The 22,759-nt window shown below is 66.1% G+C and carries 23 protein-coding genes and 1 pseudogene; 8 read left to right on the forward strand and 16 right to left on the reverse strand.

Annotation, left to right across the window (positions count from 1 at the left end):
• Positions 1 to 52 precede the first annotated feature (52 nt).
• Positions 53 to 355 (forward strand): annotated as a pseudogene (locus QX135_RS27530) (amidase); the annotation flags it as partial.
• 8 nt (positions 356 to 363) lie between these two features.
• On the opposite strand, the gene ccoG reads toward QX135_RS27530, so the two are convergent.
• Positions 364 to 1,845 (reverse strand): cytochrome c oxidase accessory protein CcoG, encoded by a 1,482-nt coding sequence (ccoG, locus tag QX135_RS27535; protein WP_316182432.1) that lies wholly within the window; start codon positions 1,843 to 1,845, stop codon positions 364 to 366.
• Positions 1,846 to 2,200: 355 nt separating this feature from the next.
• Positions 2,201 to 2,995: a fumarylacetoacetate hydrolase family protein gene (locus QX135_RS27540; protein ID WP_316182434.1), complete on the reverse strand. Its 795-nt coding sequence runs from the start codon at positions 2,993 to 2,995 to the stop codon at positions 2,201 to 2,203.
• Positions 2,996 to 3,956: 961 nt separating this feature from the next.
• On the opposite strand from QX135_RS27540, the gene QX135_RS27545 reads away from it, so the two are divergent.
• Positions 3,957 to 4,571: a heme-binding protein gene (locus QX135_RS27545; protein WP_316178746.1), complete on the forward strand. Its 615-nt coding sequence runs from the start codon at positions 3,957 to 3,959 to the stop codon at positions 4,569 to 4,571.
• Positions 4,572 to 4,841: 270 nt separating this feature from the next.
• On the opposite strand, the gene QX135_RS27550 is transcribed toward QX135_RS27545, so the two are convergent.
• Together QX135_RS27550 and QX135_RS27555 are read right to left on the reverse strand one after the other, a co-directional pair.
• Complete coding sequence (locus QX135_RS27550) at positions 4,842 to 5,618, reverse strand: cyclase family protein (RefSeq protein ID WP_316178744.1); 777 nt, start codon at positions 5,616 to 5,618, stop codon at positions 4,842 to 4,844.
• 50 nt (positions 5,619 to 5,668) lie between these two features.
• Positions 5,669 to 6,658, reverse strand: coding sequence for a fumarylacetoacetate hydrolase family protein (locus tag QX135_RS27555; RefSeq protein ID WP_316178742.1), 990 nt, complete (start codon positions 6,656 to 6,658; stop codon positions 5,669 to 5,671).
• 100 nt (positions 6,659 to 6,758) lie between these two features.
• Between QX135_RS27555 and QX135_RS27560 the strand changes: the two genes are divergently transcribed.
• From QX135_RS27560 to QX135_RS27580, 5 genes are read left to right on the forward strand one after another with little or no spacing between them, the layout of a single operon-like run.
• Positions 6,759 to 7,694: an ABC transporter substrate-binding protein gene (locus QX135_RS27560; protein WP_315771612.1), complete on the forward strand. Its 936-nt coding sequence runs from the start codon at positions 6,759 to 6,761 to the stop codon at positions 7,692 to 7,694.
• Positions 7,694 to 8,392 (forward strand): GntR family transcriptional regulator, encoded by a 699-nt coding sequence (locus QX135_RS27565; RefSeq protein WP_315771614.1) that lies wholly within the window; start codon positions 7,694 to 7,696, stop codon positions 8,390 to 8,392. Before QX135_RS27560 ends, QX135_RS27565 begins: the two co-directional genes overlap by 1 nt.
• A gap of 1 nt (position 8,393) precedes the next feature.
• Entirely contained in the window at positions 8,394 to 9,197 is an 804-nt protein-coding gene (locus QX135_RS27570) for an ABC transporter ATP-binding protein (RefSeq protein WP_315771616.1), read from the forward strand.
• Positions 9,194 to 9,961, forward strand: a complete 768-nt coding sequence (locus QX135_RS27575) for an ABC transporter permease (RefSeq protein WP_315771619.1) — start codon at positions 9,194 to 9,196, stop codon at positions 9,959 to 9,961. The genes QX135_RS27570 and QX135_RS27575 overlap by 4 nt, the downstream gene beginning before the upstream one ends.
• On the forward strand, positions 9,958 to 10,725 hold the full coding sequence (locus QX135_RS27580) for an ABC transporter permease (RefSeq protein WP_315713245.1): 768 nt from the start codon (positions 9,958 to 9,960) through the stop codon (positions 10,723 to 10,725). The genes QX135_RS27575 and QX135_RS27580 overlap by 4 nt, the downstream gene beginning before the upstream one ends.
• A 295-nt stretch (positions 10,726 to 11,020) precedes the next feature.
• Here the strand turns inward: QX135_RS27580 and QX135_RS27585 are convergent, their stop codons facing one another.
• The 12 genes from QX135_RS27585 to QX135_RS27640 all read right to left on the reverse strand — a co-directional run bounded on the left by QX135_RS27585 (position 11,021) and on the right by QX135_RS27640 (position 21,565).
• The gene (locus QX135_RS27585) at positions 11,021 to 11,194 is read right to left on the reverse strand and encodes a DUF892 family protein (protein WP_315771718.1); all 174 of its coding nucleotides are present in this window, start codon (positions 11,192 to 11,194) and stop codon (positions 11,021 to 11,023) included.
• A 1-nt stretch (position 11,195) separates the two neighbouring features.
• Positions 11,196 to 11,378: a hypothetical protein gene (locus tag QX135_RS27590; RefSeq protein ID WP_315771621.1), complete on the reverse strand. Its 183-nt coding sequence runs from the start codon at positions 11,376 to 11,378 to the stop codon at positions 11,196 to 11,198.
• 347 nt (positions 11,379 to 11,725) lie between these two features.
• On the reverse strand, positions 11,726 to 13,117 hold the full coding sequence (locus QX135_RS27595) for a M20/M25/M40 family metallo-hydrolase (protein WP_315778603.1): 1,392 nt from the start codon (positions 13,115 to 13,117) through the stop codon (positions 11,726 to 11,728).
• A 130-nt stretch (positions 13,118 to 13,247) separates the two neighbouring features.
• Positions 13,248 to 13,595 carry a RidA family protein gene (locus tag QX135_RS27600; RefSeq protein WP_315737085.1) on the reverse strand — a complete coding sequence of 116 codons (348 nt, stop codon included), beginning with the start codon at positions 13,593 to 13,595 and terminating at the stop codon, positions 13,248 to 13,250.
• A 7-nt stretch (positions 13,596 to 13,602) separates the two neighbouring features.
• Entirely contained in the window at positions 13,603 to 14,736 is a 1,134-nt protein-coding gene (locus QX135_RS27605) for an FAD-dependent oxidoreductase (RefSeq protein ID WP_315736982.1), read from the reverse strand.
• The gene (locus QX135_RS27610) at positions 14,733 to 16,139 is read right to left on the reverse strand and encodes an NAD(P)/FAD-dependent oxidoreductase (protein ID WP_316178737.1); all 1,407 of its coding nucleotides are present in this window, start codon (positions 16,137 to 16,139) and stop codon (positions 14,733 to 14,735) included. The genes QX135_RS27605 and QX135_RS27610 overlap by 4 nt, the downstream gene beginning before the upstream one ends.
• Positions 16,136 to 16,432, reverse strand: a complete 297-nt coding sequence (locus tag QX135_RS27615; protein ID WP_315736978.1) for a (2Fe-2S)-binding protein — start codon at positions 16,430 to 16,432, stop codon at positions 16,136 to 16,138. The genes QX135_RS27610 and QX135_RS27615 overlap by 4 nt, the downstream gene beginning before the upstream one ends.
• Before the next feature lie 34 nt (positions 16,433 to 16,466).
• A complete protein-coding gene (locus QX135_RS27620) occupies positions 16,467 to 17,603 on the reverse strand; it encodes an FAD-dependent oxidoreductase (RefSeq protein ID WP_316178735.1) in 1,137 nt (378 codons plus the stop codon).
• Positions 17,604 to 17,614: 11 nt separating this feature from the next.
• Entirely contained in the window at positions 17,615 to 18,424 is an 810-nt protein-coding gene (locus tag QX135_RS27625; protein ID WP_316178733.1) for an ABC transporter permease, read from the reverse strand.
• On the reverse strand, positions 18,421 to 19,302 hold the full coding sequence (locus QX135_RS27630) for an ABC transporter permease (protein WP_315736974.1): 882 nt from the start codon (positions 19,300 to 19,302) through the stop codon (positions 18,421 to 18,423). Before QX135_RS27630 ends, QX135_RS27625 begins: the two co-directional genes overlap by 4 nt.
• Positions 19,299 to 20,342, reverse strand: coding sequence for an ABC transporter ATP-binding protein (locus tag QX135_RS27635; protein WP_316178731.1), 1,044 nt, complete (start codon positions 20,340 to 20,342; stop codon positions 19,299 to 19,301). Before QX135_RS27635 ends, QX135_RS27630 begins: the two co-directional genes overlap by 4 nt.
• A gap of 191 nt (positions 20,343 to 20,533) precedes the next feature.
• The gene (locus tag QX135_RS27640; protein WP_315736972.1) at positions 20,534 to 21,565 is read right to left on the reverse strand and encodes an ABC transporter substrate-binding protein; all 1,032 of its coding nucleotides are present in this window, start codon (positions 21,563 to 21,565) and stop codon (positions 20,534 to 20,536) included.
• A 220-nt stretch (positions 21,566 to 21,785) separates the two neighbouring features.
• Here QX135_RS27640 and QX135_RS27645 point away from each other — a divergent pair, with 220 nt between their 5' ends.
• Positions 21,786 to 22,754: a LysR substrate-binding domain-containing protein gene (locus QX135_RS27645; protein WP_316178729.1), complete on the forward strand. Its 969-nt coding sequence runs from the start codon at positions 21,786 to 21,788 to the stop codon at positions 22,752 to 22,754.
• Positions 22,755 to 22,759: the final 5 nt, after the last annotated feature.

Consider the following 22,759-nt stretch of genomic DNA (forward strand, 5'->3'; position numbering starts at 1 on the left):
CAGGATCGGTCAGCGCCCGTAGCGCACCGAGGCATAGCGGCCGATGACGGCGGAAGGCGAGGTCTGCATCACCGCGCTGGAGACCGGCGTCACCGGCAGCTTCCGCCTCACCGTGCGCAAGGACATGGACATCGCCTGGCCGTTCGCCGAGAACGCCACCCACCTGATGTCGATCGGCCTCGACGACGCCGCCAAGCAGGCGGTGCGCGAGATGGTCAAGCACGTCTGCGCCCGCACCAACCTGTCGCGCAACCAGGCCTACATGCTGTGCTCGCTGGCCGGCAATCTGCGCGTCACCCAGCTGGTGGACGGCAACAAGGGCATCCACATGCTGCTGCCGAAGGCGTATCTCTGAGCCCTCCTCTACCGGTTGACGAAGCGGTCGTGCGCGGTCAGCACGACCTGCCCGCTCGCATCGACCGCCTGGAAGGTCACATCGGCATCCACAGACTCGGGCATGGTCAGCGTCACCCGCAGCGCCTCCGAGCCGTCCGGCTCGACCTCGATCGCATCCGCCGCCGCATGACCGACAATGGCGAGCGCCGCATCGATGCCGCTGATGCCGAGCTTGAAGCCCTGCACGGCGGACGACTTGTTGAGCAGCTTCACCGTGTAGCCGTTGCGCACCGAGCCATCCGACAGCCGCACCGACATCGGATCGCGATCGTGCTGCACCGACAGCACGGCGGTGGTCTTCGTGACGAACGAAACAGCGATCACGCCGGCCACAGCGACGCAGGCGAGCGCGAGCCCGATCGTCTTCGGCCGCGCCAGCCGTGAGACACGCGGCTCGCCGACACGGCCACGCTCGATGTTGCGCCAGCTCTCGTAGTCGATCAGGCCGCGCGGACGGTCGAGCTTGGCCATCACGCCGTCGCAGGCATCGACGCAGAGGCCGCAATTGATGCAGGCGAAGCTCGGCCCCTGGCGGATGTCGATGCCGATCGGGCAGACCGCGACGCAGGCGCCACAATCGACGCAATCGCCGGCCGGCAACCCCTGCGATCGCGCCTCGGCGGCCTTTTTCGCCGACATCCGAGTCTCGCCGCGATAATCGCGATAGTTCACCGTGAAGGCTTCTGGATCCCAGATCGCGCCCTGCAGACGCGGCCACGGGCACATGAAGGTGCAGACCTGCTCGCGCGCGAAACCGGCGAGGCCATAGGTCGTGCCGGCGAACACCAAGGTCCAGGTCAGCGCGGTCGCCGACATCTCGCCATGGACGAGATCGCGCAGCAACTCCGGCGCGTCGGTGAAGTAGAAGATCAGGGTGCCGCCGGTGCCGAGCGCGATCGCCATCCACAGCGCGTGCTTGGTGGCGATCTGCGCGATTCGCCGCGCCGTCAGCGGCGCGCCGACGTTCTTCAGCCGCTGCCGGCGGTCGCCCTCGACGAGGCGCTCGACCAGCAGGAACAGGTCGGTCCACACCGTCTGCGGACAGGCGAAGCCGCACCACAGGCGGCCGGCCAGCGCGTTGACCAGGACGAGGATGAAGGTCGCCAGCAGCATCGCCGCGGTGATGAGATAGAGATCCTGCGGCCAGATCTCGGCGGGGCCAAGATAGAGCTTTCCGTGGGCGAAATCGAGCAGCACGGCTTGGCCCGGCGCATTCGGCCCGCGGTTCCAGCGCACGAACGGCGTGATGTAGTAGACGGCGAGCGTCAGAACGAGAATCAGCCATTTCAGCCGCCGGATTGGCCCCTTGACGCCCTGCGGAACCACCGGGCCGCCAGCGCTGCGCAACGACCGTGCCGGGCCGCGGGCCTGACCCTGGCCCTTGCTTTGGCCTTGGCCCTGCGCCATGCGCCTCGTCTTGGCGTGATCGATCTCGATGGTGATGGCCACGGCTGCCCTCGTTCGCTCGGCTGATGCAGGGCAACGATAGGCGGCGGTGCCCGGCGGCTCTTTGTCGGGCCACAAACTTGCGAACGGGTGGCAGCGCCTGTTTGCGCGGGAACAACGATAGTTCCCGTCCGGCAGGCGATGAGAGGCGCGGCGCCGCGAGCGCCACGGCGGCAGTCGCAGCATCCGGAGGGATGGCTGCGGCTGCCGCGCTTGTTGGATAGCGCGCGTAGCGACGCTCGCTGCTCGCCTCTCCCCGCGTGCGGGGAGAAGGAGCGTACCGGCATTGCGGCGGCGACTTCCGTTCCGATCGGCAGCGTTAACATGCTGCACACGACGTGTGATCCAGCCCCTCCACTCAAACGATCTTGATCGACATATCCGGCAGGCCCTCGAGCTTGCACAAGAGCACGTCGCCCTTGACGACCGGGCCGACATTCTCCGGCGTGCCGGAATAGATGATGTCGCCGGCCTTCAGCTCGAACGCCTCGGACAGTTTCGCGATCTGCTCGGCGACGTTCCAGATCATCTTGGTCAGGTCGGAGTTCTGCCGGACCGTGCCGTTGACCGCGAGCGAGATCGCGCCCTTGGTGAAGTGGCCGACCTTCGCCACCGGATGGATCGGGCCGAGCACGGCGGCATGATCAAAACTCTTGCCGATCTCCCATGGCTTCTTCTCGGCGGCCATGCCGTTCTGCAGGTCGCGCCGGGTCATGTCGAGGCCGAGCGCGTACCCGTAGACGTGATCGAGCGCGGACTCGGCCGGGATGTTGGTGCCGCCGGATTTCAGCGCCGCGACCAGCTCTACCTCGTGGTGATAGTTCTTGGTCAGCGACGGATAGGGATGATCGGCGACTTCGCCGACCGCGACGTTCTGGATCGCGTCAGTCGGCTTCTGAAAGAAGAACGGCGGCTCGCGGTTCGGATCGGAGCCGCGCTCGATCGCATGCGCCGCGTAGTTGCGGCCGATGCAGTAGATGCGGCGGACGGGGAACACACCCTGCTCGCCGGCGATCGGAATGGTGGTCGCCGGCACGGCAAAGATCGGCTTCGGCCCGGCCTGCGCCGCGGCAGGGTAAGTGTCCGTCATGATCGCAGCCGCTGCGGCGGCGCTGCCGGCGACGAGAAGATCGCGGCGTGAGGTGTCTGCCATGGGTTTCCTCCTGGATCAGCCGTTGCGGCCGGCTGATTTGTTGGTGGTGGCGCGCCAGCATCGGCGCCCCGCTCAACTGATAAGCATATCCAGTATGCCAGCGCCACCATGCGCGCACGCGCCGTCGCTCTCGCAGCGCAACACGCGCCCGAAGCGATGCTCAAGACCCTCGCCGGAAACGCGAGGGCGCAGGGAAGGCCGGACCTCGACTGAGGCCCGTGGCCCGCCTGCGGAAAAAATGCAGGCGGCAGGAACCACAGGTTCAGCCGGACAGACCCGGCCTTCCCTGCGCGATGGGTGAACGTCTGCTCCGAGCTCTCCCCGGGGACCGGCTTGTTTGCCCCCGTCACCTGCGCAACCCGTCAGGTCGGCAACAGGCTTGGCGCCAGCATCGGGGCGCCAGGACCACACGGCTTGAACGTCCGCGAGCTGACAGTCGTCTTGCGCAAAAGCGCCTGACAGACCCGCGGCCACCGCTCCCCGCCTCAACGTATCGTGACGACGCGTACGCCCCTCTGAATGAGGCGGGATGGAGGGAGGAGAGCATACCTTCCGATAAAACGAAAGTGGGAAATTTTTGCGCCGAGATCTGGACAGAGGTGATCGCGCTGAGCGCGCTGCGGAATTTTCGTTTTCGGCGCAGGCACGATCTGGATCATGAGAGGGGTTGCGGGGCGGCGCTTCTTGTCGCGCCCGAGCCCGAGTCGCCCGACGGGCACGCACCGCCATCAGCACGCGCGTAGCTCGGATGAGCGCAGCGACATCCGGGGGTCCCTACGCCTCGTGCGATCCCGGATATCGCTGCGCTCATCCGGGCTACGCTACAGTCGGGCGTCGCGAAGGACGACCGCAGGCGGGCACCCGGCACGTGATCTGCCGGACCTTCGCTCGCGTTTCCTCGTTATTCAAACCTGACGGCGCAACCGCCATGACCGAGACGACACCACCGAGGAGACGCCGCATGCTGATCTGGCTCGCAGGCGCCACCGTGCTTGTCCTCGCCGGTGCCGCCATTGCCGCAGGGCCGCTTATGAGCCGGGTCGAACATGCCAGATACGACGTCGTTTCACGCGATGGCGACTTCGAAATCCGCGCCTATGCGCCGATGATCATCGTGCAGGCCGAGGTGCAGGGCGCGCGCAAGCCGGCGATCGAGGAAGGCTTTCGCATCATCGCCGGCTACATTTTCGGCGCCAACCGTGCGAAGGCGAAGATCGCCATGACCGCGCCGGTGCAGCAGCAGGCCAGCGCCACCATCGCGCCCGCCGATGGCGTCGCCAGCGACCGCTGGAGCATCAGCTTCGTGATGCCCTCGAACTGGTCGCTCGACACTCTGCCGCCGCCGGCCGATGCCCGGATCAAGCTGACGGCCCAGTCTGCGCAGCGCATGGTCGCGATCACCTTTTCGGGCTCCACCTCCGACGGCATCATCGCTGACAAAACTCACCAACTGCGTGACTACGCGCAGCGCAAGGGGCTGACCGTCACCGGATCGCCGCTGCTCGCGTTCTACAATCCGCCCTGGACCCTGCCGATGCTACGGCGGAACGAGGTCATGCTGGCGTGTAGTTGCTAAAGCGAGATGAGAGAGAGCGGCTTGATTTTGCAGTCAAGGTCGGCTCGCAACTGTCACCACGACGCGCGACGAGCTCCCTCTTTGGCTTTGCCGAGTCCTCTCCTCGGTCATTCCGGGGCGCGCGCAGCGCGAACCCGGAATCCATCCTTCAGCACGTCGCGCGGCTCGATGGATTCCGGGCTCGTCGCGCTGGCGCGCGCCGCCCCGGAATGACGCGAAGATCAAACGCGCCAGAACCCATGTCGTGACTTCAATCGGAGATTAGGCGCCCTACCCCTCGATGATCGCCACCGCCCGCGTCCATCCGGCCGAGGCGCGCTCGATCTTGACCGGGAAACACGACACCATGAACCCCGTCGACGGCAGTTGCTCCAGATTGTGCAGCTTCTCCAGATGGCAATAGCCGATGTGGCGGCCGGCCTTGTGGCCTTCCCAGATCAGCGCGGCATCGTGGGTCTCGGCGTATTTCTGCGCGGTGAACACGAACGGCGCGTCCCAGCTCCAGCCGTCGGTACCGGTCAGGCGCACGCCGCGCTCAAGCAGATACATCGTCGCCTCATAGCCCATGCCGCAGCCGGAGTTGACGTAGTTGGCCTGGCCGAAGCGCGCGCCGGCCGAGGTATTGACGACGACGATCTCGAGCGGCGACAGCGTGTGGCCGATGCGCTTGAGCTCATCCTCGACATCCCTCGCGGTCACCACATAGCCGTCCGGGAAACGACGGAAGTCGAGCTTCACGCCCGGCTGCAGGCACCATTCCAGCGGCACCTCGTCGATGGTCCAGGCGCGCTCGCCGCGGTTCATCGTCGGATGAAAGTGCCAGGGCGCATCGAGATGCGTGCCGTTGTGGGTCGACAGATTGACCTGCTCGACCGCCCAGCCCTGCCCGTCCGGCAGATCCTCGGCTTTCAGCCCGTCGAAGAACTGCAGCATGCGCGGCAGGCCCTGCTGATGGTCGATATAGGTGATGGTCGGATGATTGCCGGGCGGATCGGCGGGCACGTCGTTCTGCAAGGGCACGGAGATGTCGATCAGCTTGCGGGCCATGGGCGGTCCTCTCTTGTCATCGTTCTTGGTTATTGTCGTCGGCAGCAGGATCAGACGTCCTGCCGCTCGACCTTGTTCTTCAGGACGCCGATCTTCTCGACCTCGAGCTCGATCACGTCGCCATGCTCGAGATACCAGCCGAGCTCGAGACCGCAGCCATTGCCGACCGTGCCCGAGCCGATGAACTCGCCGGGCATCAGGGTCTCGTCCTTGCTGATATAGGCGATCAGCTCCTCGAACGAAAACAGCATGCCCTCGCTGACGCCGCGCGAGCGGACTTCGCCGTTGACCCGCGCCTCCATCTTCAGGCGATAGGGATCGCCGATCTCGTCGGGGGTCACGATCCACGGCCCCATCACGTTGCCGCCGTCAAAGCTCTTGCCTTTGGAGGGACCGAGCCGGCCGTCCATCTCGATGCGCTGGGTATCGCGCGCGGAAAAGTCGTTGAAGATCGTGAAGCCGAAGATGTGATCGCGCGCCTTCGCGGCCGGAATATCCTTGCCCTTGCCCCTGGTGATGATGCCGAACTCCAGCTCATAGTCCATCACCTTGCTGTAGCGCGGCCATTTCACCGTCGTGTTGGGGCCACGCACGCTGAAGCGGTTGGTGATGTAGAAGATCGGGACCTTGCGATAGACCTCGGGCAATTCGCCGAGCGGCTCGGCATCGATGCGCGCGAGCTCCTCCGCGTCGCCGCGCTGCCGCGCCGCGAGCTTTCGCTGGCCGCGCGGCGCCTGCAGGATGTGCAGCGGAAATGACATGCCGTCGCGCATCTGCCGCGGCTCCGGCACCGGGGCCAGCAGCTCGGTGCCGCCGACGTCGCGCGAGAGGCTTTCGTCGCTGCCATGGCGCTCGACCAGCGCGCGTGCTGCGTCGAGCGCAGCTTCGCCGGCATCGATCAACGACAGCATCGAGCCGAACGCCGGATTGCTCTTGCCAGCGCGATCGGCGGCCGCGGTGAGATCGAAAAGCTTGGAATCGCCGCCATGGACGACGCCGATGCGCTCCCCGCCTTCCGCTCGAAATGTCGCAAGTTTCACGCTGGCCTCCCCTTGTGTTCTATCTAAAAATATACAAACATAGAAAATATCGATAAACAAGAGGCGTCCGAGAGAGGGACGCCCGCGGGAGGAGTCAAGGATGCGTCATCGGATCATCAGTGCTGCGCTCGGATCGGTGCTGGCCACGCTTGTGCTCACATCTGCGACACGCGCCGAGAAGATCCAGATCGGCTGCACCGCCACCTCGGACTGCGCCTCGGCGATGGTCGCGGTCGACGAAGGCATCTTCAGGAAGCACGGCCTGGACGCCGAGATGGTGCTGATCGGGATCAACTCGAACATCCCCGCGGCCATCCTCTCCAATTCGATCCAGATCGGCGGACCGACCTCGACGGTGTTCCTCCAGGCGGCCGATGGCGGCCTCGACCTGGTCGCCGTCTCCGGCGCCTCGATCATGACCAAGACCTCGAACGATGCGGTCGCCGCCTTCGTGCGCAACGGCATCACCATCACTGGGCCGCAGGACTTCAAGGGCAAGAAGGTCGGCGCCCCCGGCATCGGCGCGTTCCTTCAGGTGCTGTTCGTGAAATGGCTGGTCGAGAAGGGCGTCGATCCGAAGAGCGTCAACTTCGTCGAAGTGACGTTCCCGACCATGGCCGACACCATCAAGTCGGGAGGCGTCGATGCGGTGCTGACGGCGGAGCCTTTCGTGATGCGCATGACCAATGCCAATCTCGGCACGGTGGGCGCGCACTACGCGGCCGAGCTCGCCCGCACCGAGCCGATCATCTTCTATGCGGCCTCGCGCGAATGGGCGGAGAAGAACCCGGAGACCGTCAGGAAATTCCGCGCGGCCATCGCCGAGGCGGCGCCGGTCGTCAACAGCGACCGGGAGAAGGCCTCGGCCGCGATCGCCAAGTTCACCAAGCAGCCGCTAGAGCTGGTCAAGCTGACGACGCCCAACTACGCCGAGCCGGTCCTGAAACCCGAGCAGCTTGGTTGGTGGATCGACGTGATGTCCGCGCAGAAGATGCTGCAGAGCAAGCTCGATCTCAAGAAGCTGATCCTCGACTGATGACGGCACCACACCCGATCCCGCAGACCGAGCCGCCGAGCAGCGACACGCTCAGCGAGCGCGCCGCCGCGCTGATCGAGCGCGACATCGTCGCCGGCGTCCTCGCCCCCGGCTCGCGGCTTGGGATCGTCGAGCTTGCCAAGCGCTACGAGATCGGGCCGACGCCGGTCCGGGAAGGGCTGTCCCGGCTGGTGTCGCGCGGCCTGATCGTCGGCATCGGCCAGCGCGGCTTTCGCGTGGCCGAGGTCAGCCGCGACGATCTCGTTGACATCACGCGCATGCGCACTGTCGTGGAAAAAGAGGCCCTGCGGCTGGCGATGCAGAGCGGCGACGACCAATGGGAGGCCGGCATCATCGCCGCGCTGCATCAGATGCGCCGCTACATCCAGCGCATGCAGAGCGAGTTCCGCGAAGGCGCTCCGGAGTTCGATCGCTTGCACAAGGCGTTTCACACCGCGCTGCTGGGGGCCTGCGGATCACGGCGCCTGCTCGCCGCTCATTCGGATCTCTACGACCAGGCCTATCGCTACCGCCGCGTCATGATGCGCAGCTTCGAGGATGGCAGCGGCTTCATCAAAGAGCACGAGACGCTCGCCGACCTCGTGATCGCGCGCAATGCCGCCGCGGCCCAAGCGCGGCTTGAGGCACATCTGCGCTCGACCGTCGATATCGTCTATCCGCATCCGAAGGGATCCTGAGATGGCAGAGCCTGCCCTCGCATTGGTGCAATCATCTCCCTCGCCTGTGCGCGCGCAGATCGCCTTCGACGATGTCGCGCTGGTGCTCGGCGGCAAGACGATCATCGACACGATCAGCCTGGAGGTCGCAGCTGGCGAGATCCTGTGCGTGGTCGGCGCCTCCGGCTGCGGCAAGACCACGGCGCTGCGGCTCGCCGCCGGCCTCTATCAGCCGAGCGGCGGCACGGTGCGTTTCGAGGGCGAGGCGATGCGCGCGCCGCGGCGCGAGATCGCGGTCGTGTTCCAGGACTATGGCAAGGCGCTGCTGCCCTGGCGCACCGCTGCCGGCAACATCTCGCTGGCGCTGGAGACGATCGGCATGCCCGCCATCAAGCGCGAGACACGCATCGCCGAGTTGCTCGCCAAGGTCGGGCTGGCCGGCCATGCGGCCAAATATCCGACGGAGATGTCGGGCGGCATGCAGCAGCGGCTGCAGATCGCGCGCTGTCTCGCGCAGGATCCGAAGGTGCTGCTGATGGATGAGCCGTTCGGCGCGCTGGACGCGATGACGCGACAGGGGCTGCAGGACGAGATGCTGGCGCTGGTGGCGGCGACCGGCGCCACCGTCGTGTTCGTCACGCATGATCTGGAGGAAGCGATCTATCTCGGCGACCGCGTGGTCGGCCTGCTGCCGTATCCCGGCCGCGTCGGCCTCACGATGCAGATCGACCTGCCGCGGCCGCGCGACCAGTTGGCGACGCGCGAGCATCCGGAGTTCCTGCGGCTGCGGCGCGAGCTGTTCGACTTCATCAAGGCGAGCGAATGACGATGCCGGATCGCATCAAGCCCGCCCTGCTGCCGTTCGCAGCGCTGCTCGTGTTCGAGGCCTGGATGCGGCTCGCCGGCGTGCAGAGCGACTCGCTAGCGCCGCCGAGCGCGATCGCACTCGCATTGCTGGGCGCGCTGACCGACGGCTCGCTGCTCGCGGCGACGCGCGACACGCTCGCCTCGGTGTTCGCCGGCCTCGCGCTCGGCGGCACCATCGGCCTCGTGCTGGGCATCGCGCTCGGCCTGTCGCCTATCTTCAACCGGCTGATGGAGGTCACGATCGAGGCGATCAGGCCCATTCCTTCAGTGGCGCTGCTGCCGATCGCGCTGATCGCGCTCGGCTTCGGCTATCGCATGGAGATCGCGATCGTCGCCTTTGCCTGCGTCTGGCCGGTGCTGATCGTGACGCGTGCCGCGGTGGGCGGCATCGAGCCGCGGCTGATCGAGGTGGCGCGCGTGCTGCGGCTGACGCAGCGCGATCGCATCAGGAAGATCGTCATCCCCGCCGCCCTGCCCCGCATCTTCCTTGCGTTCCGCCTCGCCGCCGGCATCGCGCTGATCGTCGCCGTCACGGTCGAGATCGCCATCAATCCGCTCGGCCTCGGCGCCGGCATCATGACCGCGCAGCAGGCGTTGCGGCCCGATCTGATGCTGGCCTATCTGGTATGGATCGGCGTGACCGGGTTTGCGCTCAATACCGCGCTGATCGCTGCACAACAGAGCTTGTTCGGGCGCGCGGCCGCGATGGGAGACCCCGCATGAAGTGGTCGGTCGCCGCCTGGCGCCTCGCCAGCTTCGCCGTCGCCGCCGGCATCATCGTGCTGTGGCAGTTCGCCGCCGATCAGCGGCTGATATCACCGGTGTTTCTTCCCAGCCCCGACCGCGCCTGGGCGGCGCTGCTGCGCGGCTTCACCAGCGGCGATCTCCTGACCAAGCTCACGGGCACCCTCACGCATATGGCCTATGGCTGGCTGCTCGCCTCCGCCGCCGGCATCGCGCTCGGCGCCATGATCGGCTCCTCGAAGGCGATGCGCATCTACGTCGCACCGACCCTGGAGCTGCTGCGGCCGCTGCCGGTCTCAGCGATCATTCCTGTCGCCATCGCCGTTCTTGGACTGAGCCAGGGCATGGCGCTGTTCGTGATCGCGTTCGGCTCGCTGTGGCCGCTGCTGCTCGGGACGATCCACGGCTTCGCCGCGGTCGAGCCGCGACTCTATGAAGTGGCGCGGGTGCTGCACATGTCGCGGCTCGCCGTGATCTTCAAGATCGCGCTGCCATCGGCGGCACCCGACATCCTCGCCGGCATGCGGCTGAGCCTCACGGTCGCGCTGATCCTCGCCGTCGTCTGCGAGATGCTCGCCGGCCTCGACGGCCTCGGCCAATGGGTGCTGCTGTCGGCGCGCTCGTTCCGCTCGGCGGATCTGTTTGCCGGCGTGATGCTGCTCGGAATCATCGGCTACACGACCGCGCTCGCGATGGCCGCGGCCGAGAGCCGGCTGCTGCGCTGGCAGCACGCGCGGCGGTGAGGCTCAGGTCGCGCGCGATCGCGGTGAAATATTGCCGGAGGCCGCTCAAGCCGGCTTCCAGGAGCGCGACTGGACCGACCGCCCATGGCTCCGATTGCGGAGCCAGCACCTGACCCGCCCCCTGAAAGAAAGAGGCCGCCGACACACAAGGTGCAGGCGGCCCAAGTCCAGGGAGGAAACGCCCCAAGAAGGGCTAGGTTTTACTTACTAGATCAGGAGATTCGTGGGTATCCGGATGATACCGGAGGTTGTCATCGCGCTGACGGTTCCCTATCCTGACCGAGATACCGCCAGGTCACGCCGTCTGACGCTCCTCATGGCGAACGAATTCCAGCGTGACCTTCTCGACATCGGAGTCGACCCACTCTGCTCTCCGTTCCTCCTCCTGCAGCGACTGTTCGAGCGGCGCGCGGGCGTCCTCGAGGCCGGCGGCACGGCACAGCGAGAGCAGCGACGTGTAGGCGGCGATCTCAAATTTCTCGAATGCGTTGTTGGGCGAAGGTGTTCTTCAGGAACTCGTCGCCGGACATCGCATGTCCGATGGCCGCCGAGAACGAATCGTTCTCAGCGCCACATGGTCGGTGTGACAAGATGCGCGCCATCGGACCGTTTCCGACCAAGAGCGCCAAGGCTTTGTGCAGCCTGATCGACATTGGGCGCGGGATCGATTGCGGGCGCGTGGTCGAGTTGGATCACGGGAACCGCGGCGGAATGTTCCGGAGCGCTGCGCTGATCGCGCGCGCAAGGAGAAGCGGAACTTACCGAATCACTCGGCTGGTCAACGGGGTCGTGCATGTGGCAGCTCCGAGCCCTGAAGCGGCGTTTACTAATCTCTTCCGAGACTAGGCGATATCAACTGCGTTAATCCATGCGCGATCTCGCCGCGTGCGGCCGATTCGCCCGCAACGCGACGAACCAGCGTGTGCTTGCCATCCGTTCATGGCTGCTCGATGACGCCTCCCGCACTGCACGCGAGATCGTGATGGGCGTTGCACCGGCATCAGCGCTCGCGCGCGCCGACGCGGTCGAGCAGTGCCGCACCGGTGCGAATGCCATTGTAGAAGCAGTCGATCGTCATGTTCTCGTTCGGCGCGTGATTGGCCTCGTCGGCATTCGCATAGGGAACGACGAAGGCCGGGACGCCGAGGATCTTGGTGAAGACGTAGTCCGGCAGACTGCCGCCAGTGCACGGAAATTCGAGGGGCGTGACGCCCTGTGCCAATCGAATCGCGTCGCGGATGATTGCGCCATAGGGCGAATCGAGCGGCACGCGCGAGGGCAGCATGCCGCCGCGGGGGATGAACTCGACCTCGGGCGCGTGCTTCCTGACATGGGCCTCGACCTTGGCCAGCACGTCGCCCGGCGTCATCGCTTCGACCAGGCGGATGTCGCATTTCACGACCGCCTCGCACGGCAGGACGGTCTTGCTGCCGGGGCCGCCATAGCCGCCGTGAAAGCCATTGATGGTGAGCGTCGGGTGGAACATCAGCCGCTCGTAGTAGCCGCGTTCTGCCGGCGCATCGAGGCGGCTGAGACCGAGGCTTGCCTTGGCGGCATCGAGATCGAGCGGCAAACGCTTCACCGCAGCGACGTCAAGCGCACTTGGCGGCACGATCGCGTCGTGGAGACCGTCGATGGTGATCTCGCCGGCGGCATTCTTCATCGTCGCAAGCAGATGCACCAGGGTCCAGATCGGATTCGGCACGATGCCGCCGAGATTGCCGGAATGAACGTCGCGGATGGCGTGCTTGGCGCGCAGCTCGAACGAGCACATGCCACGGACGCCATAGGTCATGGTCGGCCGTCCCGACGCATGCATCGGGCCGTCGGCGGTGACCACGAAATCGGCCTTCAACTTCTCGCGATGCGTGGCGACAAACTCGGCAATGCGTGGGCTGCCGATTTCCTCCTCGCCTTCGAGCAGGAAGATGACGTTGCACGGCAGCTCGCCGTGAACCTTGAGATGCGATTCGATCGCCATGAGCTGCGCGAAATGCTGCCCTTTGTTGTCGCCGATGCCGCGGGCATAGATGCGGCCGTCGCGGATGGTCGGCTCGAACGGCGGACTCAGCCACAGCTCCAGCGGATCCGGCGGCTGCACGTCGTAGTGCCCGTAGAGGAGCACGGTCGGCGCGCCCGGCTTGTTGTGCCAGCGTCCCAGCACCATCGGATGACCCGCGGTCGGCACCGCCTCGGCCTCGAGGCCGATCTCCCGCAGCATCCTCACCAGCAGCGCAGCCACCTCGGCAATGCCGACATTGTGCGCGCTGATCGAGGGATGGCGCACATAGTCCATCACGCGGGTGAGAAAATGCTCCCTCTCGGCGTCGATGTGCCGGAACACGGCAGCGAGACCGGCGGAAGGAGATGGAACGGTGCGGGCATCGCTCATGAGGTCGTCTTTCGTCGCGTGACGTTGCAGTCATACCATGTTCGATCGAAATCCCCTTAAAAGCAAATGACGCGCGGAGCGAGTCCGCGCGTCACCCTCGATCACATTTCTCCGAGCCGAGGCGTTGTGCTCAGCCCTTCAAGGCGGTGATGACGATCTCGATCAGCGCGCCGCCGCCGAGATCGGAGACGCCGACCGTGGCGCGAACCGGCAGATCGTCGCCGAAGAACTCGGTCCAGGCCGCATCCATCTCCTTCTTCTTCGACAGGTCGGTGACGAAGATCTGGCCCGAGACGACGCGTGACTTGTCGGTGCCGGCCTCTTTCAGGAAGCCGTCGATCTTGCCGAGAATATTACGGGTCTGCTCGCCCATCGACACCGAGGTGTCGTCGGCGATGGTGCCGCCGATGAAGACGAAGCCGTTGGCCTCGACGATGCGGTGATGAATGGCGGAGCGGATCTTGCGGGTGATCGTCATCATGTCCTCATGTCGTTGACGAAGGGGTGGAAGTCTGAAAGCGCGCAATGCTGAGATCGCCGATGCGCGTCTGGGTGCCGCCGTGCACGATGAGCTCGGCCATCACCGCGCCGGCGCCGGGGCCGAGCTGGAAGCCGTGCGCGGAGAAGCCGAACTGGTGATACAGCCCCTCGTGCCGCGCACTCGGTCCAAACACCGGAATGTCGTCGCGCATGCGCGCCTCGATGCCGGCCCAGGCACGCACGATGGTCGCGCTGCGCATCACCTCGAACAGCTCCGCGACGGTGCGCGCGCTCTCCGATAGCTTGCGCCAGTCGAGCACGGTCTCGTTGCGATCCTGATAGGGGATGGCGAGGTGCCCGCCGCCGATCAGCACCGTGCCGTTGGGGAACTGCTTGAATGACAGTTTGCGGCCGCGCAGGATGACGACGGGATCGATGAAGTGCGCGACGGGAGACGTGATCATCAGCATCGGCGCGATAGTCTCGACCGGGACCGGCTCGCCGAACTGTTCTGCAACGCGGCCTGCCCAGGCGCCGGCGGCATTGACCAGCACCGGCGCGGCAAAGCTCTCAGGGCCGACGTCGACATGCCAGAGCTTGCCGTCCTTGCGGATGTTCGTCGCGGCCACGCCCTCGCGAATGAGCGCGCCGAGCTGCTCCGCCTTGCGGCGGAACGCCGTCGTGGTGCGCGCAGGCTGCGCCGCGCCGTCCCGCCGCGACACCACGCCGCCCGGACAGCTCTCCGCCACCGCCGGCACGAGGCGGCGCAATTCCGTGCCGTCGATCAGCTCCTCATGGCTGAAGCCGCGCGCATTGAGATCGGCGACGCGGGCACGGCAGGCGTCGAGCTCCGCGTCGTTCTCGGCGACCAGCACCTGGCCGAAGCTTTCGAAGCCGCAATCATCGTCGACCAGGTCGCTGATGTTCTCCCAGATGCCCATCGAGCGGATCGACAGCGGAATCTCCGCGACGTCGCGCGCGAGCTGGCGCACGCCGCCGGCGTTGACACCGGAGGCGTGGCGGCCGGCATAGTCCTTCTCGATCAGCACCGGCTTCAACCCGGCCAGGCATAGATGCAGCGCGGTCGAGCAGCCGTGGATGCCGCCACCCACGATGATGGCATCCTTCTTCACCGTCATCCGCGCACCACGGCCTTGGTGGCCTCTTCGGTCTTCGGCAGGCCTGCGAGCTCGGACAGCATGATCGGCTTCACTGGCGCGCGCAGCCGGTAGTAGCCGATCTCCTGCGGGCTCTTGTCGCGCGCCTGCGCCATCAGCTCGGTGACGGTGAGGCCACACAGCCTGCCCTGGCACGGCCCCATGCCGGTGCGGCGATAGGCCTTGAGCTGGTTCGGTCCGGTGGCCCCGATCGCGACGGAGTCGAGCACGTCCTTGGCGGTGATCTCCTCACATCGGCACACGATGGTGTCGCCTTGCGGGATACGGAACTGTTCTGCCGGCTGGAATACAACGTCGAGGAAGACACGGCCACGCTCGGCGCGTTTCAACTGCGCTGAATAGTCCAAAACCTTTGCCTGGGGCCGAAGGGCCTTGATGGCGCTGGCTGCCGCGATGCGTCCGCGCCACAGCGCGGCCTGCGCACCGCCGATGCCGGCACCGTCGCCGGCAATCGCGATGCCCGGAATCGAGCTGTTGCCGCCGGCGTCCAGCACGGGCGTCCAGCACAGCTGCAGCTCATTCCAGCGATGCTCGACGCCGGCGGCCATCGCCAGATTGACGTTCGGCACCACGCCCTGGTGCAAGAACAACAGCTCGGCCGGCAGCGTCTCGCGCTTGCCGCCCGCGGCGACATAGCTGACGGCGTCGAGCTTGCCGTTGCCGGTGGCGGCGAGCTCCGTCACGCCCGTGGTGACCGGCACCTTCGCGCGCACCTCGCGCATCATCGCCAGACCCTTGAGAAAATAGGGCGAGGTCACGAAAGCGAAGGCGTGCGGCAGTGCTGTGATGTAGTTCGCGCGCGGCGTGGTGTCGAGCACGCGGTCGATGCGACCGCCAAGCCGCAGGATCTGCGCGGCGAGCAGCCAAAGCAGCGGTCCCTGCCCTGCGATCACCGTCGGACAATCCGGCACCAGCCCCGACGATTTCAGCATCGTCTGCGCCGCGCCCGCCGTCATCACGCCGGGCAGGGTCCAGCCGGGAATCGGGAACGGGCGCTCCTGCGCCCCGGTCGCGATGATGACCCGCCCGGCCTTGATGAAGGCCGAGCCGCCGCCGACGGAGACGCCGAGCTCGAGCTTGCGATCGAGGCTCCACACCGTGGCCCGATGGATGATCTCGGCCCCGCTGGTCTCGGCAGACTTTGCGATCTCGGCCCCGGACCAATAATCGGTGCCGAGCAGCGCTTCACTCTTCACCGGCGTCGAATTGATCGCGCGCCAGACCTGCCCGCCGGGACCAGCATTCTCGTCCAGCAGCAAAGTCGACAGGCCGGCGCCGGCCGTCGCGGTCGCTGCGGCCAGCCCGGCCGGACCAGCGCCGATCACCACGACGTCGTATTGATCATGCTTCGGCGCCGCGCTCATTTGCCGATCTCCCGCTTGCCCTTCTGGATTTCGATTTGCATGCCCTCGGCGACCGGGACCAGGCAGCCCTGCCGATTGCCGACGCCATCGATGGTGACCAGGCAATCGAAGCACACGCCCATCATGCAGTAGGGCAGCCGCTTGGCGCCGCTGACCGCGGTCGAGCGCCTGACGTCGAGACCCGACGCAAGCAGCGCCGCCGAGACCGTGTCGCCTTCGCGCGCGGCGATCGCCTTGCCTTCGACATGGATCGTCACCGATCGCCTGGCGTCACCCTCTGCTCGCTTGAACATCATCATCTCCGCGCCCGTGCCGGGCCTCTCACTATCAGTAGTAGCCACTGCCGCCCGCTTCCGCTTCGCCGTCGAAGCGCCTGGCTGTGAATGCGCTGACCAGCTCCGGCTCCAGCGCGCCGTCCTTGACCATGCGCGCGATGTCGAACGCGTGGTTCGCCGCGAGCGTCACGCCGGAATGGCAGCAGGCGACGAAGGCGCCTGGGTGGCTCTCCGACTGCTCGTAGATCGGGAAGCCGTCCTTCGGCATCACGCGGATGCCGGTCCAGCTCCTGACGACGTTGAGCCGCGCCAGATGCGGGAAGGTGCGCTGGGCGCGATCGGCCATGACAGCGTTGATCGGATGGTTCTGCACGCGATCGTCGAGCTCGTCCTCCTTGCTGTCGCCGATCATCACCGTGCCTTCGTCGGTCTGGCGGATCGTGGTCAGCGGATGCGGCAGGAACGGCATCGTGCGCTCGGTCACGACGATCTGGCCGCGCGTCGGGCCCATCGGCGCCGACAGTCCAACCATGGGGGCCAGCGTCTGGTTGGCATTCCCTGCCGCGAGCACCACCTTCGCTGCGCGTACCTCGCCCTGCGCCGTCGTCAGCCTGAACTCATCGCCCTCACGGGCAATCGCGCCGACCGCGCGTTCCGGCAGATAGTCGACGCCGAACTGCTTCATGCCGGCATGCAGGGCGCGGAAGGTGCGCAGCGAATTCACGTGGCCATCATAGGGACAGAAGCTGCCGCCGGAGACCTCCGGGCCGATCAGCGGCAGCATCTTCTTCACCTCTGCCGCCGGCAGCATCTCCATCTGGTAGTCGGCGGCGCCGACCTGATTGTGCATGCGCGCCACGAGTTGCGTGCGCTGCTCGTACTCGGCCTCGCCCAGCGTGAGGTGAAAGCCGCCGTTCTGCTGCAGCACGACGTCGAGCCCGGTCTGAGCCTTCAGCTCCTCGGCGAGCTTCGGCCACGCCTTGGAGCCGCGCACCGTCCAGCCGGTATAGGCCGGCATGCCCAGGCCCTTGCTCTGCACCCACACCAGCGCGAAGTTGGCGCGCGAGGCGCGTTTGGCAATATCGCCCTCGTCGAGCACGGCGACGCGCTGGCCGAGCCGGCCGAGCCCCCAGGCAATCGCAGAGCCGAGCAGGCCGCCGCCGACGACGGCGACGTCATAGTCTCTCATCGTAGTGTCTCCTATCGTCCTGCGTCGCCGCCTTTGGCGGTGAGCACGCGGTCGAGCCCGTAGAAGCGGTCGAGCAGGATCAGGACGGTCATGGTGATGGCGATGACGCTGGCCGATACCGATGTCACCAGCGGATCGATGTTGTCCTGGATGTAGAGGAACATGCGCACCGGCAGGGTCTCGGTGCCGGGCGTCGCCAGGAACACGGTCATGGTCAGATCGTCGAACGACTGGATGAAGGCGAGCATCCAACCGCTGACGATGCCGGGCAGGATCGCGGGCAAGGTGACGCGGCGAAACATCGTCCAGCCGCCGGCGCCGAGCGAGATCGCGGCCATCTCGATCGAGCGGTCCATGCCGGTCGCGGCCGCAAGCGTCAGCCGCAGCGCGAACGGAAACACCACGACGACATGGGCGATCACCAGCGCCACGAACGTGCCGCCGATGCCGACCGACGTGAAGAAGCGCAGGAAGGCGATGCCGAGCACCACATGCGGGATCATCAAGGGCGACAGGAACAGCGCCGACAGCGCGTCACGGCCGCGGAAGCGATAGCGGCTGATCGCGAGCGCCGCCGGCACCGCGAACAGCAGCGCCACGCACGACGACAGCGCGCCGAGCCACAGGCTTACGCCGAAGGCGTGGACGAACTCCGGATAGTCGGCGAGCGCCCTGAACCAGCGCAGCGAGAAGCTCGTGATCGGAATCGACAGAAAGCCTTCCGGCGTGAACGCGACCCAGCACACGACGACGATCGGCGCCACCATGAAGACGACGAAGACGGCATGGAAGATCAGCGCCAGAGGACCGTTCCTGCTCATCGGAACATCTCCTGGTAGCGGCGCTCGATCAGCGCATTGGAGCCGACCACGATCAGGACGAGCGCGATCAGCAGCAGCACGGCAACCGCGGCGCCGAGCGGCCAGTTCAACGTGTTGAGGAATTCGTCATAGGCGAGCGTCGCGGCGACCTTGAGCCTGCGGCCGCCGATGATCGCCGGCGTCGCAAAGGCGCTGGCGGACAGCGAGAATACGATGATGGCGCCCGACAGCACGCCCGGCATGATCTGCGGCAGCACGATGCGGCGGACCACCGTCAGCGAGCTTGCACCCAGCGACAACGCCGCATTCTCGACCTGCGGATCGAGCCGCTGCAGTGCGGTCCATACCGCGAGCACCATGAACGGCATCATCGCGTGCGCCAGCGCGATCACCATGCCGGTTTCGGTGAACATGAACCGGACCGGTGAATCGATCAGGCCTGATGTCATCAGGAGCTTGTTGGCGAGCCCGTTGTTGCCGCCGAACAGGAGCGCCCAGCCGAGCGTGCGCGCAACCACCGAGATCAGCAGCGGGCCGATGATCACCAGCAGGAAGAGGCCCTTCCACGGCCCCTGCATGCGGTTGAGGATGTAGGCCTCGGGCACGCCGAACACCGCCGTTATCAAGGTCGCCAGCACCGCGACGCGGAAGGTGCGCCAGAACATCTCGGCGTAGTAGGGGTCGTCGAAGATCTCGATCCAGTTCTTCAGGATGAAGACTGGCTCGATGCCCTTGTACTGGCCCCAATCATGGAACGACAGCATCACCGTCATCGCCAACGGGATCACGACGACTCCCAGGAACAGCATCAAGGCCGGCAGCGCCAGCGAAAGGCCGGCGCGCGTCTCGGACGAGTTGGACGCGATGGTCGCGCTCATGCTGCAGCCTTCGCGGCGCGCAGGCTCATGTCCGAGACCTGCCAGACGAGATGCACCGCTGCGCCCTGCTCAGGCTGCGGCTGGCCGTCATTCTGCCGGATCACGATGGCGGGCCCGCATTCGGTGTCGCATTGGAACAGCCAGTGATTGCCCTGGAAGATGCGGCTCGTGACGCGCCCTGCAAGACCGGCGTCACCGAAGTTGATGCGCTCGGGCCGGACGCTGACGGCGACGGAGCCGGCCACGCCGGCCGGCGCCGGCGCACTCCAAGATCCCGCGACCAGTCTGGCCTGCCCCCCGGTGCGGTCCACGGTCGCAGCAAACTCGTTGGTCTTGCCGAGAAATTGCGCGACGAAGGCGGAGGCCGGCTGCTCGTACACCTGCTGCGGCGTGCCGATCTGCTCGATCCTCCCCTTGCTCATCACGACGATGCGGTCGGATAGCGACATCGCCTCGATCTGATCATGGGTGACGAGGATGGTCGTGGTGCCGAGATTGCGCTGGATCTGGCGCAGCTCGATCTGCATGTCCTCGCGCAGGCGCGCATCGAGATTGGACAGGGGCTCATCGAGCAGCAGCACGCTCGGCTGGATCACCAGCGCGCGCGCCAGCGCAACGCGCTGCTGCTGGCCGCCGGACATGCGGCGCGGATGACGGTCCTCATAGCCGGCGAGGCCGACCAGCGCGAGCGCCGCGCGCACGCGCTCCTCACGATCCTTGCGCGCGACCTTGCGCATCTCCAGGCCGAAGGCGACGTTCTCGGCCGCCGTCATGTGCGGAAACAGCGCGTAGCTCTGGAACACGATGCCGAGCCCGCGCTTCGCCGGCGGCATCGCGACCAGATCCCTGCCCTCGAGCCGGATCGCGCCGTGCGACGGGTCGAGGAAGCCCGCGATCATCTGCAAGGTTGTCGTCTTGCCGCAGCCGGACGGCCCCAGGAACGAGATGAACTCGCCCTTGGCGACGCCGAGGCTGAACTCCTCGACCGCCGTGTTGGGGCCGAAGGACTTGCCGACGCGATCAAGCTCGAGGAAGGACATGCTTTGGATCCAGATGGGCGAGGAATGCTGGCGCCGCGCGCACGGTGCACTCCCCTCCCCCTTGCGGGGAGGGGCCGGGGGTGGGGGCGGCCCGAAGACCATTGGTGTGGTCCCTCCCTCCCCGACCCTCCCCCACGAGGGGGGAGGGAGAAGACCGCCGTCGACGAGAGAGGTTCGCAACAAACGACTGATTAGCGCTCGACTTCGCGATTCCAGCGCTTGGTCCATTCCTCGCGCTTCTCGTTGACCACGCTCCAATCCGGCGCATAGACCTTGGCGGCGCGCTCGCCGATCGGCGCCATCGCGCCGACGCCCTCGGGCACGACCACGGACTTCACCACCGGGCCATAGCCATATTCCTTCAGCATCGTGAGCTGGATCTTCGGATCGAGCAGCAGCTTGATGAAGCTCGACGCCAGCGGCGAGACCGAGGTCTTGGCGATCGGACACGCCGTCGTCAGCAGGCTGACGGCACCTTCCTTCGGATAGACGAAATCGACCGGGAAGCCGGTGTTGGCGAAGCTCTGCACACGGCCGCTGCCCCACACGGCGATGACGGCCTGGCCCGATTGGAAGAGCTCGGTCATCTTGCCCGGCGACGGCTCGTAGGCCAGCACGTTCGGATTGATGTCGGTCTTGAAGATCTTGAAGCCGGCATCGACGTTCGCTTCGCTGCCGCCGTTCATCTTGGCCAGCATCAGCAGGACGTTGAGGCCGTAGGTGTTGTTGATCGGCGGGATGACGAGCAGCTGCTTGTATTTCGGATCCTTGAGATCATTCCACGACGTCGGCGCGGCCCAGCCTTTCTCGGCGAACACCTTTTTGTTGTACATCAGGCCGGTAGCGACGAGACCGATCGCGACCGCCTTGTCGTCCTTGAAGCGCGCGACATCGAGGAGATCGCCAGGCAGCCCGGTGACCTTGTCGCAGAAGCCGAGCTGGATCGCCTGGTACATCGGACCGTCGTCGACGATGGCGACGTCGATCTGCTGATTGCCCTTCTGCGCCTGCAGCTTGGCGAGTGTGTCGGTGGAGTTGCCGGCGACGTATTCGACCTTGACGCCGTTGGCCTGCTCGAACGGCGGGATCACTTCCTCGCGGATGGTCTTCTCGAACGAGCCACCATAGCCGGCGACATAGAGCGTCTTCTGCTGAGCCCAGACCTGGGAGGCTGAAGCCAGGACGGCGACGCTGACCGCCATCAGGAGTTTAGGGTGCTTCATCGGACCGATCTCCATCATCTTGGATATGAGACGGTATTAAATAACCGTCCCAGGGAGATCGGGCTTGGCCGATGCATCCGCAGTCCAGAAAACCCGGAGCTAACGAGCCTAAAAAACGAGCCACCCCTCACCCTGCCAAAAAAGATCGCAGCAGAGGCTTTGATCGTCCAATGAATAATGGCACCCTGTTCATACGCAAATGTTATGGACTGGAGGACTGATGGCGCGGATCAACTCGCGGCAGGTCGAAGCCTTCCGGGCGATGATGCTGAGCGGCAGTGTGACCGAAGCCGCCAAGCTGATGGCGGTGACGCAGCCGGCGGTCAGCCGGCTGCTGCGCGACCTTCAGGCGCTGCTCAAGATGGAGCTGTTCGAACGGCGCGGCACCGGGCTGGTGCCGACCGCCGCAGCAACGGCGCTCTACATGGAGGTCGAACGCTCCTTCGTCGGGCTCGATCGCATCACTGCGGCCGCCGAGGAAATTCGCGGCCGGCGCACCGGCACGTTGCGCATCGCCGCCCTGCCCGCTCTTGCCAATGGCTATCTGCCGCGGCTGGCGGGCCGCTTCCTGCAGGAGCGGCCCAATCTCAATCTCGCATTTTTCGGCGTGATCTCGCCGATCGTGATCGACTGGGTGCTGAACGCGCAATGCGACGTCGGCTTTGCCGAGGTGCCGATCGCCCATGCCGGCCTGCCGAGCATCAAGCTGCCGGCGCTGGCGCGCGTCGCCGTCCTCCCGGCAGGCCATCGGCTGTGTGCGAAGACAATCTTGGTGCCGCGCGACTTCGAGGGGGAGACCTTCATCTCGCTCTCGTCAGGCTCCACCAGCCGGCATCTGATCGATCAGATCTTCCATCGCGAGGATGTCGGGCGCGTGCTGCGGGTCGAGACGACGCTGTCGGAAATCATGTGCGGGATGGTGTCGTCGGGACTGGGCGTCTCGATTTGTGATCCGTTCACCGCGCGCGAATTCGACGGCCGCGGCGTGGTGATGCGGCCATTCACGCCGCGCATCGATTTCGAATTCGCCGCGGTGTTTCCGCCGCAGCGCAGCCCCTCGCCGGTGGCGCTGGACCTCGTCGAGTCGGTGCGACGGGCCCTGGAAGAGCTCGGCCGGGCATCGATCGCTGGAGAAACCGGGGAAGACTTGATGGGGGAAGGCATGGTGGGCGAACCTAGGACCCGCTGATTGAG

It is taken from the genome of Bradyrhizobium sp. SZCCHNR1098 (assembly GCF_032489375.1).
GTDB lineage: Bacteria > Pseudomonadota > Alphaproteobacteria > Rhizobiales > Xanthobacteraceae > Bradyrhizobium.